This window comes from Filimonas lacunae (genome assembly GCF_002355595.1).
Classification (GTDB): domain Bacteria; phylum Bacteroidota; class Bacteroidia; order Chitinophagales; family Chitinophagaceae; genus Filimonas; species Filimonas lacunae.
Map to the genome: position 1 here is coordinate 536474 of NZ_AP017422.1, position 14593 is coordinate 551066.

12 protein-coding genes and 1 tRNA gene are annotated in these 14593 nt (G+C 42.5%); 3 read left to right on the forward strand and 10 right to left on the reverse strand.

The genetic code is table 11. The annotated features are described in order from the left end of the window. Window positions 1–498: 498 nt before the first annotated feature. The 7 genes from FLA_RS02245 to FLA_RS02280 all read right to left on the reverse strand — a co-directional run bounded on the left by FLA_RS02245 (window position 499) and on the right by FLA_RS02280 (window position 11204). The gene (locus FLA_RS02245; RefSeq protein WP_076381777.1) at window positions 499–966 is read right to left on the reverse strand and encodes an ankyrin repeat domain-containing protein; all 468 of its coding nucleotides are present in this window, start codon (window positions 964–966) and stop codon (window positions 499–501) included. Between the two features lie 55 nt (window positions 967–1021). Then, complete coding sequence (locus FLA_RS02250) at window positions 1022–1489, reverse strand: ankyrin repeat domain-containing protein (protein WP_076381778.1); 468 nt, start codon at window positions 1487–1489, stop codon at window positions 1022–1024. 512 nt (window positions 1490–2001) lie between these two features. Further along, entirely contained in the window at window positions 2002–3513 is a 1512-nt protein-coding gene (locus tag FLA_RS02255) for a RagB/SusD family nutrient uptake outer membrane protein (protein ID WP_076381779.1), read from the reverse strand. A gap of 18 nt (window positions 3514–3531) precedes the next feature. Beyond that, window positions 3532–6615: a SusC/RagA family TonB-linked outer membrane protein gene (locus FLA_RS02260; protein WP_076381780.1), complete on the reverse strand. Its 3084-nt coding sequence runs from the start codon at window positions 6613–6615 to the stop codon at window positions 3532–3534. A gap of 634 nt (window positions 6616–7249) precedes the next feature. Further along, a complete protein-coding gene (locus FLA_RS02270; protein WP_076381781.1) occupies window positions 7250–7717 on the reverse strand; it encodes an ankyrin repeat domain-containing protein in 468 nt (155 codons plus the stop codon). A 65-nt stretch (window positions 7718–7782) separates the two neighbouring features. Next, on the reverse strand, window positions 7783–8250 hold the full coding sequence (locus tag FLA_RS02275; protein WP_076381782.1) for an ankyrin repeat domain-containing protein: 468 nt from the start codon (window positions 8248–8250) through the stop codon (window positions 7783–7785). A 377-nt stretch (window positions 8251–8627) separates the two neighbouring features. Then, window positions 8628–11204: a TonB-dependent receptor gene (locus FLA_RS02280; protein ID WP_076381783.1), complete on the reverse strand. Its 2577-nt coding sequence runs from the start codon at window positions 11202–11204 to the stop codon at window positions 8628–8630. 285 nt (window positions 11205–11489) lie between these two features. On the opposite strand from FLA_RS02280, the gene FLA_RS02285 reads away from it, so the two are divergent. Further along, window positions 11490–11562, forward strand: a tRNA-Gly gene (locus FLA_RS02285). Between the two features lie 162 nt (window positions 11563–11724). Here the strand turns inward: FLA_RS02285 and FLA_RS02290 are convergent. Beyond that, the gene (locus tag FLA_RS02290; protein WP_076381784.1) at window positions 11725–12225 is read right to left on the reverse strand and encodes a hypothetical protein; all 501 of its coding nucleotides are present in this window, start codon (window positions 12223–12225) and stop codon (window positions 11725–11727) included. A gap of 277 nt (window positions 12226–12502) precedes the next feature. Between FLA_RS02290 and FLA_RS31095 the strand changes: the two genes are divergently transcribed. After that, on the forward strand, window positions 12503–12718 hold the full coding sequence (locus FLA_RS31095) for a hypothetical protein (RefSeq protein ID WP_144264149.1): 216 nt from the start codon (window positions 12503–12505) through the stop codon (window positions 12716–12718). A gap of 12 nt (window positions 12719–12730) precedes the next feature. Here FLA_RS31095 and FLA_RS02300 read toward each other — a convergent pair whose 3' ends face one another. Both FLA_RS02300 and FLA_RS02305 read right to left on the reverse strand, forming a co-directional pair. Further along, on the reverse strand, window positions 12731–12979 hold the full coding sequence (locus FLA_RS02300; protein WP_076381786.1) for a hypothetical protein: 249 nt from the start codon (window positions 12977–12979) through the stop codon (window positions 12731–12733). Then, window positions 12979–13578, reverse strand: a complete 600-nt coding sequence (locus FLA_RS02305) for a glycosyltransferase family 9 protein (RefSeq protein WP_076381787.1) — start codon at window positions 13576–13578, stop codon at window positions 12979–12981. Before FLA_RS02305 ends, FLA_RS02300 begins: the two co-directional genes overlap by 1 nt. Window positions 13579–13968: 390 nt before the next feature. Here FLA_RS02305 and FLA_RS02310 point away from each other — a divergent pair, with 390 nt between their 5' ends. Next, window positions 13969–14568 carry a D-glycero-alpha-D-manno-heptose-1,7-bisphosphate 7-phosphatase gene (locus tag FLA_RS02310; RefSeq protein ID WP_076381788.1) on the forward strand — a complete coding sequence of 200 codons (600 nt, stop codon included), beginning with the start codon at window positions 13969–13971 and terminating at the stop codon, window positions 14566–14568. Window positions 14569–14593 lie beyond the last annotated feature (25 nt).

The window sequence follows — 14593 nt, forward strand, 5'->3', positions numbered from 1 at the left end:
AATTAGTTACAAAGGCTGCACATTGTGCGGCCTTTGTTGTTTTTAGAAAAGTCCAACAAAAGTCTAACAATGCTTCCTGCTACTAAAATAACTAATCCACAAATTAACTTACACCTGCGCCTATCTGATTATTTTTTTACGGAAATAAATACACTCCTTTTCTAACCTTTAAGCGCTTGTGCCCTGTGCAAGATTAGCTTAGCCTTTTACTCGCCTGATATTGCTGAAAATTGTTGTTCAGTTTTTAGCCGCAACGTAAGGTTGTCTACATTAGAGTGTGCATGAACTATATAATGGATATTGCTGGAGACAAAGATAAACGGAAGCTGTATTCTTTTTTTTAATGCCCCTTTTGCTGAATTGAGCGCTCGTTCAACGAGTTTCAGTGCTTATTGTTAAAGCTGATCGATTTTCAGTGGAGTGTTGCTTGGGTAAGGTTTTATTTCACGCCTGGTGTTTTTCGTTAAGGCTTATTAAGTGTGTTTAATTGGGTTATTATTAACGCAGTTTCGCATAGCCTTCTTTCGTGTTCTGGTTGCCTGCTGTAAGTAGTTTTGCAATAGCTGTTTGGTCAAAACCTTCTGCAATAGTGAATGCGGTTTCACCTACCGAGTTAATAATGCTGGCATTAGCTCCTGCATGCAACAGTAAGGCTGTCATTTGTGCGTCACCTCTTAATGTAGCTTCCATCAGTGCCGTATTGCCCAGCTCGTTTTGTGCATTCACTTTGGCTCCGTGGGCTAACAGTAATTTAGCTACTGCATAGCTTCCGTTTTTGCTGGCTTCCATTAACAGGGTGTTGCCGGTTGCATTGGCGGTGTTAGTTTTTAAGCCGCTATTTAAGCACATCGCCAGTGTGGTAGAGTCGTTCAGTTTTACAGCATCAAATACGCCTAAATGTTTTTGGCTAAAACCTGATACACTTACTAAGATTATAAATAGAGTGGTGAATATTGTAGTTTTCATAATTATACTGTTTAATTGGATGATAATAATAGCTGATTACGATCGGTTATTGGAATTAGCGAGCTTTAACGATGGCTTCTTTTGAATGTTGCATTTTTTCAGTGAACAGTGTAGCGATATCTGTTTTCTCAAAACCGGTAGCAATGCTTAAAGCTGTTTCGCCTACGGAGTTAATAATGCTGGTGTTGGCGTTTGCCTGTAACAGTAAAGCGGCCATTTGGGTATCTCCTCTTAATGTTGCTTCCATCAATGCGGTATTACCCATTTCGTTTTGAGCGTTCACTTTAGCGCCATGTGCCAACAGTAATTTAGCAGCAGCATAGCTTCCGTTTTTGCTGGCTTCCATTAGCAGGGTGTTGCCGTCGGTGTTGGCAGTGTTGGCTTTTAAACCGCTGTTTAAGCACATCGCCAGCGTGGTAGAGTCGTTTAATTTTACTGCATCGAATACGCCTAAATGTTTTTGGCTAAAAGCAGAAGCGGTTGCGATAATTGTGAACAGAACGGCAAATAATGTAGTTTTCATAATATTTAAATTTGTTGAACTTTAGTGTTTTGTTTTTCAGATCACCTCTGTTCATTTTGTTCAGAACTCGTTTGCACTGCATAGTTACGACAGTTCACTATTCGTAGACGCAGTGCGAGCCTTGCCCTGACTGAAACAGGGTATTTTTGCATAAGTTTGTTTTGTAATAAGTAATATCTATTATATTGTTAAGTAATAGATTATATATGCACGGGAATCGAACTTAAATAAACCTGATGCACTCTTAAAATGCCATCAAAAAAGAACTAAAACAGTTTTAGCTTTTCGTGAATGAATGGATGTGGATAGAGAATAAGCATGAGCAATACGGGTGTTTAAGGTTGCTTTGTCTTAATTGGATAAGAGAAAGGGGGAGTCGTGAACAGTAGAAAGGTATCAGCAAGCTTTATATAGAAGATAAAAACTGAAAAAATCCTCTTCCATAGTTTTTTGTAAAGCTATAGAAGAGGATCAGTTGGTTTTTCAAAAATACCTCAAGGGGGGAAGGGAGGTTATTTATATAAATTCGGATTGTTCTGCTCTTCGGTCAGCGGTATAGCAAACAGATAATAAGGGCTGTTGGCTACAAAGCTGGTGCCGTCAGGAAACTTCAGGCTGGTATGTCCTTTCGCTGCAACAGTTTTGGTGCTGCCATCCGAAGCAATTACACTTACCTGTATGGCTTTCCCATCTGCATCTACATAAGCTTTACGAACCACCGGCAACTGGTTCCGGATAATGTCAGAAAGGCTGAAACCTTCTCCCCAAAGCTCCTTACGGCGCTCTACCAGGATGGCGTCAATCAGTGATTGCTGAGTGCCGGTTGACTCATCAAATGGTTGTGCATTACGGGCTGCTCTTAATTGATTTAAGGCTGCTGCTGCGTCGGTTAATTGATTGTTACGCGCCAAACCTTCTGCTTTTATCAGGTAGGCTTCTGCACTGCGCATTAACACCAGGTCGCCTGTCTGATCCTGGCGAAACAAAAACTTCTTATATAACAGGTAACCTTCACGGCCTGTTTGTCCGTTCCATTGGAACAGTGTTTTCCGGATATCACCTTCTTCAAACAGTTCCATAAAATAAGGGTCTGCATTGAAGCTGTAGTAACCAGAAGATGCAGAACTTACATCCAGAAAATGAAAGGCATCGCTGCCTACATTCTGGCTTGGAATTTCAGGGTGTCCCCAAACCCATTCCTTGTTGGTAATATCATTAAAGCCTTTGCCATAGTCTGCTGCGGCCATCAAGGAGTAATTATTCAAAATTTCTCCGGCAGCGTCGGCTGCTTTCTGCCATTGACCAGTAAACAGGCAAGCGCGTGCCAGCAAGCCGTTGGCTACATCTTTATCTATTTTATACTTGGCTGTGCGGCTGTAGCCATCCAGCAGTGTTACTGCCTCGGTAAGATCGCCTATAACCAATGTATATAGCTCTTGCAAAGTAGCACGTGAACGTCCTTTTGTGGTATCTGCAGAAGGGGTGGTATACAGCGGTACTACTTTTGCCTGCGGATCTTTCAGGTAAGAGAACTGGTAGAAAGAAGCAAGAGTGGTGTACAGGTGTGCACGTAATGCCAGTGCCTGCCCCTTTAACGCTTTCTTGGCTGCAGCATCGCCTGGTACAGCATCTACATGCGCCAGTATAATATTCATGTTGTTGATGAGCTTATACAACTGTGTCCAGAAGGCGTTTACCCTGCTCTGCGTTTTATCATTCATCTGAGAAAACGGATAGGTGAGGTTAAAGGCATACTTGCTGGTGTTGATGGCTACATCATTCCCCATGGCATCACTGGTTAAACCAATGGCTTTAAAACCAGGATTGGCATATACTCCACCATAATACTCATCCATCATAGAAGCCCAGGAGCCTTCCAGGATAGAGTTGAGGGTAGTTACATTCTTAAACAGCAGTTCTTCCGGTACTGCGTTGGTAGGGGCTGTTTCCAGTTGCTTGTGGCAGGCAGTAACGCTGAAACCGGTGGCCATTATCAGGCTATAGAATAAATATCTTTTTTTCATTTTTTGCTAATTGTTCTGTTATAAACCTAATTGAATACCTACTGATACGGTGCGCATAGCAGGATATTGATAGTAGGTTGTTCCGCCTACTGACTGCTCAGGGTCCATTCCTTTGTGGCCGAAGAAGGTCAGGAGGTTTTCACCTGTAGCGTAAATTTTTACGCTGGAAATACCGGCTCCGGAAATCATTTTCTTAGGCAGGTAGTAACCCAGCGTAGCTACTTTTAAGCGGGCATAGCTGGCGTTGTACAGGAAACGTGTTGAGGTAGAGGTCCAGTTGAGGTTGTCGGTAGTTAAACGTGGAACATCTGTAGCTGTATGTTCGGGAGTCCACCTCTTCAGCAACTCTGTGCTCCATGAACGGCCTGGGCTGGTGCCACCGGTAAGCAGGGTGGGCATATCGCCATCCAATACTTTGCCACCAAGGCTATAGGAAAATAATACGGACAGCTCTATACCTTTATAGTTAAAAGTATTGGTAATACCGCCAATGTAGGTGGGCAGTGAAGAGCCTGCATAGTATAACGAACCATTGGCGTAAGTAGAAGTGGTGGTTTGGCCATTAGCGCCATCTACATACCAGAGCGGGTTGCCTGTTTTGGCATCTACGCCCGCCCATTTGCGGATATAAAAGTCATAAATGCTTTTACCTACCATTAGCTTTTTAGTGCCGCTGATAATTTCCTTCTGCGGTAATTCTGTAATCTTGTTGGTGTTATGTGCAATGTTGAAATTGATATTCCAGCTAAAAGCAGCGGTTTTTACCGGGATAGCGTTTAGTTCCAGTTCAACCCCATTATTACGCAGCTTTCCAATGTTGGCACTGAACGAGGTATAACCTGTTGATGGCGCCATAGGTTGTGCATATAACAGGTTTTTGCTGGTACGGTTATAATAGTTAATAGTACCGGAAATACGGTTATTCAGCACGCCAAAGTCTACACCGATGTTCAGGTTCAGGTTGCTTTCCCATTGTAGTTTTGGGGTAGCCAAACGCGAAGTGATAGTACCTCCTGTACCCAGGTTATTAGAAATAGAATACAAGGCCAGGTAATTATAGTAACCGGTAAGGTTATCATTACCCGATGCGCCATAGCTGGCTTTTAAGGTTAATACATTCAGCCAATGTACAGGTTTGAGAAAAGCTTCTTCTGCAATACGCCACGATGCACCAGCGCTCCAGAAAGTGCCCCACCTGCTTTGTGGTGAAAAACGGGATGAGCCGTCTGTACGTAAAGAAGCGGTTACAAAGTAACGGTTCAGAAAGTTGTATTGTGATTGGCCAAAAAAGCTCAGTTTGTTATAATAATCGCTGCTGCCGGTAAAGTCGTTTAACTGGGAAGCTGCAACAGGCTCATACAGGCCAGGCAGTACAAAGTTTTGACGGGCACCACTTAAATCACTTACTGTAAAGGAATAGTACTCCTGTCCGGCTAACAGATCCAGGTGATGTCCTCCTTTGAAGTTCTGATTGTAAGTAGCAATGTTATTGAAGGTGTAAGAAAGGGTGCGGGTATTACTTTTGCTGATAGTGCCACCTATAGCTGCATTCTCGCCCAATTCAGGGTTGGTATAATAAAGTGTGTTTCCGTTTACATAATCCAGGTTGTAAGTCGTTTTCCATTTCAGGGCAGGCAGTATACTGATTTCTGCAAAGCTGCGTACAGAGGCGTTTTCGCGCTTAATATCCGACTTATCCATAGGAAGGGTAGCAATGAGGTTGCTTTTAGGTAATGCAGAGCTGGGCCGATAAGCGCCGAAGTCATATACCTTTTGTCCATTCTCATCCAGCACATAACTGCCATCTCCGTTCCTTTGATAGATAGGATAAAAACCAGGCATGATACGGCCATATAAAATGATATTGCTGGTTTTGGAATCGGAAGAGGTAGGATAGTTTTGCAAAGTGCTGGCAGCACTCAGGTCCATACCCACCCGTAACCATTTTTTTGCCTGAACAGTGAAGTTGGTACGAAGGTTATATCTTCTGAAACCTGAACCTATATAAGCACCATCATTATTCACATAACCACCAGATACATAATAGGTGCTTTTATCCGTTCCACCGCTAAAGCTCAGCTGTGCCTGTGTATATTTTCCTGTACGGCGCATTGCTTTTTCCCAGTCGTCGTTCCATAAAGGTTTGGCGCCGGCAACAATTTTGCCATCTGTGCCAACGGGCTGTGGATAAGCACTGCCATAAGGATTGATGTTAAGGTTAGAAACGATATTAGCGCTGGCATTGGCAGCAGCTTGTTCTGCAGAAAGTCCGTTGGTCAGTTGTTTATTGCGTAAAGCTTCCCAATACAGCTCAAAATAATCGTTCGTATTTAATTTGTCGTAGTCTTTAATAGCGCGTCCGCTCCAGCCTTGTGTAACAATAGCGTTGATGGCTACGTCATCCGATTTGCGGCCATGTTTGGTGGTAATCAATATAACACCGTTGGCGGCGCGTGAACCGTACAGGTTGGCTGCGGTAGCGTCTTTTAACACACTCACACTTTGAATATCCGCAGCATTAAAAGCATTCAGGTCGCCATCGAAGGGAGCGCCATCCACTACTATCAACGGGCTGCTACTGGCATTGATAGAGCCTACACCACGAACCAGTAAAGTGGAACTATTACCTGGTTGACCATTGGAGGAAGCGGTTTGCAAACCTGGTACCAATCCTTGTAAAGCATTGGAAAGGTTAGGTGTCTGGCGTGCTTCCAGTTTGTCGGATGTAATGGTTGCTACGGCGCCGGGATAACCGGAGCGTTTTACAGAAGTGTAGGCAACGGTTACTACCGCATCCAGCTCTTTGTTAGACAGGCTGAGTAATGCATTCACCGGACCATCCTTTGCTTGTAGTTCCATGGTTTCGCGACCTACATAAGAAACGCTCAGCACGTTTTTATCGCCTGGTGCGGTTAAGGTAAAGTTTCCCTGTTCATCTGTGGTAACATATACAGCCGACTTGTTTAAAGTGACTGTAGCCCCCTGCAAAGGGCGATTAGATTCCGCAGCCCGGACCGTTCCGGTAATCACATGCGGCTTTTGCGCCAGTGTTACGACGCATAGCAATAGCAGCAATGAAGTGCCTAGTACTGTTTTTAGCATATATATTGGTTGTTTACAAACAATATGGGCAATACACTACCAGCACCGGTTTGGTGGGTATTTGTATTGGCTCGTTTCAGGCAAAAGAAATTACAACTCCTTTTTTGAGGAGCATTATACCTGATCAATCTTTGCTTGTTAAGGAAGTTATCTTGCTATAGGTTGCAGGATATCTAGCCTCTCATGTGTTAATAAATGTCGTTTTCCTTCGGGTTTATCTACGCTCATGTTTATCTATAGTTGTGCTCTTTAAAAGAGCAGAAAAGGGTATTCGGCGGGCAAAAGTAGTAAACCGACATGAATAGTAGGCTAATAAAACAAATAATTTGAGTACTGCCCTATGTTGAGGGGGGAGCATGTTATCTTTTAATGAAATTGCAACCGGCATAAAAAAACTCAACGTTTGTTGAGTTATGTAGTTGCTGTTTACAATCAGGGGAATGAAAAGTATTACAAATGCTGGAGAGCTACACGCTTGCATTGGAAGGCGATGTGCTGGTAAATCAGGAATGATAAAAGAATAGATAGCCTGGATCTGTTAGTGTGGCGCTTATATAATAGTAGGTAATGCGCTGGTGGGGATGCAGCATAAATGCTTGCGGGGCTTAAGGTGAATTGGTAGTGTATAAGCTATCTAGCGGAGTTTAGCATAACCTTCTTTGCTACCTTCATTTTTATCTGTAAAAAGTTGGGCAATATCTGCTTTATCAAAACCTTCTGCTATAGTAAATGCTGTTTCGCCTACAGTGTTAATGATGCTGGCGTTTGCTCCTGCATGCATCAGTATTGTTACCATCTGTGCATCTCCTCTTAAAGTAGCTTCCATCAATGCAGTATTGCCCATTTCGTTTTGTGCATTCACTTTTGCACCGTGTGCCAGTAATAATTTAGCAGCTGCATAGCTTCCGTTCTTGCTGGCTTCCATGAGTAGTGTGTTGCCGGTAGTGTTTGCTGTGTTAGGTTTCAGTCCACTGTTTAAGCACATAGCCAGTGTAGTAGAGTCGTTCAGTTTTACTGCATCAAATACACCTAAATGCTTTTGGCTATAGCCAGATACAGTTGCGAATATGGTAAAAAGCGCGGCGAATATTGTAGTTTTCATAATTATAGTATTTATAGTGGTATGTGAATGATTGATTAAATATGGATTGTTGGTAGATGTTATAATTAGCGTGTTTTAGCGTAACCGTCTTTTACATGTGGATCTTTTGCTATGAACATTTGAGCAATGTCATTTTTGTCAAAACCTTCTGCAATGCTTAAAGCTGTTTCACCTACTGTGTTAATAACGCTGATGTTAGCACCTGCCTGTACCAGTATAGCGGCCATTTTGCTATCTCCTCTTAAAGTAGCTTCCATCAGTGCAGTGTTACCCATTTCATTCTGAGCATTTACTTTAGCACCGTGTGCCAACAATAATTTAGCTGCTGCATAGCTTCCGTTTTTGCTGGCTTCCATTAACAGGGTGTTACCATCTGTGTTAGTGGTGTTCGCTTTTAAACCACCATTCAGGCACATTACCAGTGTGGTAGAGTCGTTTAATTTTACTGCATCAAATACGCCTAATTGTTTTTGGCTAAAAGCAGCGGTAGTAGCGAAGATGGTGAACAAAGCGGCAAATAATGTAGTTTTCATAATATTTAGTTTTATTGAACATCAGTGGTTTGTTTTTCGATCACCTCTGTTCATTTTGTTCAGAGCTTGTTTACACTGCATAGTTACGACAGTTCACTATTCGCAGACGCAATGCAAACCTCACCCACCTTGCTATAGGGCGTTTTTGTATAAGTATGTTTTGTAATAAATAATATCTATTATACTGTTAAGTAATAGTTTATATATGCACAAAATGCGGACTTAAATAAACCTGATGTACTCTTAAAAAGCCATCAAAAAAGAACTAAAACTGTTTTAGCTAAAACTGAATATGGAAAAAGAATAGAGGAGGATATAAAAAACGGGTGCATCTTAATTATAGATACACCCGTTACTGGATTGGTTATAATGGCTGGTTACAGCTTGATGGCCACGCTGCCTACAAATTGGCGTGGCATCTGCGGACGAATGCTGTTAGCACCTGTCCATATATTTTCATCCAACAGGTTGTTTACCCGTAGTGTGAATGAGTAATTATTACGGTCGTAAGATACTTTCGCATTCACTAAAGTATAGGCTGGTACAATAAAAGCGCCATCCGGGTTTAGGTTCATGGCAAAGGTTTGGCCTACATAATTGCCGCCGGCTCCAATACTAAAGTTATTCAGGAAGTTTTTAGTAATGAAATGATAGTGCAGCCATAGGTTAGCCTGGTGGTAAGGGCCTGCTGTAGTAGGTCTTAAACCGTTTACAGTAGAATCGGCGCGTACGTACCTGCTATCATTATAGGCATAGCCCAGCATTACGTTAAACTGAGGTAGTGGGTTGCCCAGTACTTCTGCTTCAAAGCCTTTACTTTTTTGTGTTCCATCCTGGATGCTGAAGAATACATTTTTAGGGTTAGTGCGTACTATATCGTTTACGGTGATATTGTAATAGCTTACAGTACCGGTAAAGTTGCCGTTAAACAAGGCGTATTTAACACCAGTTTCCCATTGGTAGGAGTGTTCCGGTTTAAATGGCTTGTTATCTTCTCCTGCACCACTTCTGTTATTAAAACCGGTTTGGTAGTTGGCAAACAAGGAAAGTTTCTCTCTCAGCGGCTGATATACCAAACCTACTTTAGGTGAAAACGCATTTTGCTTATAACCATCTTTCCATTGATTGCTAACGCCATCATAATTGCCTTTGGCTACAAACCTGTCAAGGCGTGCGCCTGCGTTGATTAAAAGGTTGTCTGAAATATTCAACACATCATTTACAAACACGCTATAAATGCTGTTGTTTACTCCGTAGTCAGTGTTGTTTTTATTTTGCTTAGTGGCGAATATGTTGTCGAGGCGCGTTTTTTCAAAGTCGTAGTAGTTGGCCGCTGAGTCCCTGATTTTTACTACATCAAAAAAGCCTTCATAAGGCACTGTAAATAAAGTGCCGGTAAAATTGCGCCATACCGAACTGCTTCTGAAATAATAGTAATCCAGGCCAATTACCATTCTGTTGCGCATGCCGCCAATTTTGAAGTCACCTGTAAAGTTTTGTTGCAGTTGGCTGGAACTGACAGAAGATTCAAAATGACGGGAATTGCGGCCCAGGTAATCGGCACCAGGTGTACCAAATTTAGGAACGCCTGATGATAAGCTATTGAGCAATGCCGGCACCACATTGGGTAGTAACACATAGCGGGCTTCATAGCCATCATCACTACCTGAAAGATATAATGCAGAAGTGGTGGAAGTCCACTGTGGTGATATTTTATACTGCACAGTAGCGTTCAGGTTCATTGCCTGGCTTTTGGCTTCTATATTTTTGTTCATAAAAGAACGGAAGCGGTCCAGCCCGAATTCATTTACGTTTTCAGTACCAAAAGCTTCTTTCACCGTAGAGGGCATTTGGCTCATGATGTAATTGATGTTGGCTTCTGGTATATGATTGTCGGTTAGTATCTGCCTTGTATATTGTTTAATGGCACTAGGCATCAGCGTAAACATCACGCCCATGCTGTTGCCGGCACTGAGTGTGTTATAGATTTCACTGGACAGGTCAATTCTTACCTTGTCGTTCAGCTTGTAAGTGAAAGAAGGAGCTATCATGGTGTTTTTCGTATACCCGCCATTATCGGTAAAATTACCCTGGGTGCTGGTTGCTACGTTTAAACGGGATAAAAAAGTCTTGTCTTTGTTCAAAGGCAGGTTAACGTCCAGTCCCAGGCGTTGAAAGTTATATGATCCTGCACTGGCATCTGCTGCCACACTAAACTCTTCATAAGGCTTTTTGGTAACACGGTTAATCAGGCCGCCATAAGAGGTAATAACACTGCCGAATAAAGTAGCAGAAGGGCCTTTGATCACTTCTATCCTGGAAACATTTTGCACATCCGATGGCATTACTACGTTACAGGCCAATCCATTTAGTGCGCGTACCTCTGTACCAAAACCACGGCTTACATAAGTTGCACCGCCATACATCAGGCTGCCAGGCCAGTTGTCGTTGCTTTTATTAATGCCGGGTGCATTGCGTACTACATCATCCAGGTTGTACACTTTTTGCTGGGTAATTAAAGTGCTGGTAATGCCTGTGTACACCTGCGAGTTTTCCATACTGTTCAATGGCATTTTGCTTACATACTCGCTTTGCCGTGCAATAACAGGCTTTACACCAATGATTTTAACTTCATCAATCATGCGGGCACTGGGAGAAGCCAGCAGTTGTAATTCCTGCGTAGGTTGGTTTACGGTAATCTGCTGTGTTAATAACACTTCGCCCAGGTAAATGACTGCAAGGCTGTAATTGCCATAAGCAAGGTCATTAATACGAAAGAAACCACTATCGTTGGCAATGGTATGAATGTTTTTACCGGCAATGCTGATGACAGCTGAGGAGAGTGGTGCTCCTGTACTTGTTTTAACGTTTCCGGAAACGCTACCCTGTTGTCCCAGCAGAATAGTAGTGAAGAGGCAAGCAGTTAGTAGTGCCCCGATTTTTTTTAATGACATTGTGTTTGATATTTATTAAAGGGTGGGCGCAAAGGAACAGGAGCATAGGGTTGAATCTTGCCGGAAACAGGAAAAAAGATGTCGAAAAAAGAAAAAAGGACTGTGAGAGAAGAGGATAAGAGTGGTGTAGGCAAGATTTAAATGCCTGTTCAATAAAAAAGCTCGGAAAAAAAATCCCAAAAATTTGTCGTTATTAAATCTAATCCTATATTTGCAACCCGATTCGCAGTAACGCACTGATCAAAAGGAGGTTACAAACGAAAAAGGAAAGTTCTTACAGGAAATGCGGAAGTAGCTCATTTGGTAGAGCACGACCTTGCCAAGGTCGGGGTGGCCAGTTCGAGCCTGGTCTTCCGCTCATATAATCCCGCTTTATGCGGGATTTTTTTTTGCCCCCCCATTGATCTTCAATCTGTTTTTGTATGCGACGGGTAATCTCCATTTCTCATCAATTTGGACACTAAATAGCTCAATTTGCATTAATTGCGACAGTCAAAAACTCCCGTCACTGTAAATTGAGTCAATATTTGCGATTTTGGCACTTTAGTTTTTCTCCAGAAGGTTGGTCCATCACTCCGGAGAGTTGCCTGAGCATTCCAGACAACTCCCTGAAATGCTCAGAAGGTTGTGGCATCCTTTCGGGGAGTTCCCTGATTTGTCCAGAGAGTTGCCTAAGCATTTCAGACAACTCCCTGGAATGCCCAGAAGGTTGTGGCATCCTTTCGGGGAGTTCCCTGATTTGCCCGGAAGGTTGCCTGAGCATTCCAGGCAACTCTCTGGAATGGCCAGAAGGTTGGAGAATTTGCCGCAAGAGTTCATGGATTTGCTCCGTAAGTTGGTGCATGTGTCCGGCAAGTTCCGGGATTAGTTCAAAAAACTTGTCTGGCAAATGCCGGAACTTGCTGGAAAGTCTGGCGAGTACTGGCATCTTATTCAAGTACTTGCCGGAATGATGCCAGTACTGTTGGAAGTCTTCTGAAAGTTCTTCCGGTAAATGCCGGAACTTCTGCAGCGATTGCATGTACTTGCTGGAAGCATGCTACAACTCTCTGAGATTATGCGCAAGTTCTCGCGGGAGATCAATAAGCAAAATACCGGGTACGAAAAAGCCTCTTACTCTTTGGGTAAGGGGCCGGAATTATATCTATAGTACTGTTTATAATATATTGGGGCAACTGACAGTAGTACTGCTATGGCGTTACTTTACTGTAAATGTGGTTACAGAGCCGTTAGGAATTGATCCGGAGGGTATGCTGTTAGCATATTTTTTTGTATCTTATATAAGTAAACTAATTGTTATGTCGCTGGAAAAAGAACGTATTCGTGTGGATTATACCAGGGAGGGGGTGCCGGCTTCGGTGCAAAATTTCAGACCAGATATTTACCGGGATGGAGATGTGTTTTATTGTGTGTTGGGAGCTCCCCCGTCAGATAATGTAATAGCGAAAGGGGCTACTATGGAAGAAGCCATGTTAAATTGGGATATAGCTTATCATCAAAAAGAAGGTAAATAATGGTTGGCTTTTTTATGATAAGATAATGTGTTCATTTAAAAAATCCGTTAACGCATCTATAAAGCGAGTGTTTTGAGGAATGTGCACCAGCTCGCGGTATTTAAACTGTTTGGTGCTTATGTCAAACGAATAAGGGATACCCGAGCTGGGTATTTCTACAGGTCGCGTAAAAACATCCGCAATATCATCTGCGATAGTATAAGACACTTTGTAAATAATATTTCCAAAGGTGAAATGGATAGGAAGGTGCTGAGGATTCATCAGGCTCTAAGGGCGTTTTGTTTTGTAAAAATGGTTTCTACTGCATTAAATACAACTTCGGGATAAGGTGTTTTCATCCAATCTATTACTGTGTGCAACCGCCGGTTAGCCGGCTTCCAGCGTTCTGGCTTACCGTCCATGCAAATAATCACTCCAGGCGACTGTATTATAGATGCCATATATAACGCGCCAGTGCAATTGGCTACCAGCATAAACGAATTATTGATAAGCCAGGCCATTGCTTCTGTGCTTGTGCATCCGGTTAAATCAATAGCGGAATGCCGCATGCATTTGATCACTTCCCGTGTAATATCCTTTTCCTCTTTAGTGCCAGTGATAATGGCGGTGTAGCCTTTTTCAATGCAGGAATCTGCTATATAGGCAAAGTAATGGGGTGGCCATTGATAGCTACTTCCGCGGCTGCCTGGATGCATACATATGTAGCTATTGGGTATTACTGGTAAATATAATTTCTTTACTTCTTCCTCCACCTCCGGCAACACCGGATGGGCAGGCTTAGGTAAAGATGCGTTCTGATGATGCGTCTGTTGTAACGGTGCTTGCTTCTTGGTTGCAATTCCGGATATCTTTATGCTCATAGGCGCTATTTATATAAAGTTATACCAGGGAAATCCCGTAAAAGGAACATAGCATTAAAATGCATTACAAATTGCGATCCATGCCTATAGTGGGTATTTCATCAAATCGAATGTAACAGTGTGTAAACGTTTTGTTTGAGCACTGTGGAAAGGCTTCTACACAAATGCTCCTACCGAAATAAAGATGCCTGTAAACGGTTCCTTTGTATCATATAAAATGGCCCGAATTATATGATGATTATATAATAAAATGCTGAATATTCCTGCGCCTGCGCAAACAAGTGGCATAGTAATTTGTTATTAAATGATATCGGGCATTCATACATGATTTTTTATCACCAGGCCTTGATGGCAAGTCAGCGGCCAGATAAACCCAGTAACCTATAACACATGAATAAAGCAGTTTTTATTGACAAAGACGGAACATTGATTAAAAATGTTCCCTATAACGTTGACCTGGAACGTATAGCATTGGAAAATAGGGTAGTAGAGGCGCTGTCAATGCTGCAGCAGAACGATTATCTGTTAATAGTGGTATCTAACCAGGGAGGGATAGCCAAAGGCTACTTTAACGAAAAGCAGTTGATGAAAGCGAATGCACACCTGGCAGGCTTGCTGGCTGCATCAGATGTGTTCATAGATGCTTTTTACTATTGTCCCCACCACCCGGATGGTGTGATTGCTGATTTTGCTAAAAAATGTAATTGTCGTAAGCCGGCGCCAGGCATGTTGTTACAGGCATCACAGGAGTTGCAGATTGATTTAAAAAATTCGTGGATGATAGGAGATAATCTGAATGATGTAGAAGCCGGTCATCTTGCAGGTTGTAAAAGCGTGTTATATGATGTGGGTAACGAAACCGAATGGGTGATGAATCGTTTTCGTAAACCTGATTACAAAACCAGCAACCTGTTGAAAGCTGCTGCCATGATTTGTGAAGTGAAGTATGAAAATATAGAAGAGCATGAACCTGCACCAGAATCGCTGTAAGAATATTCTATAAATGCGTATTGAT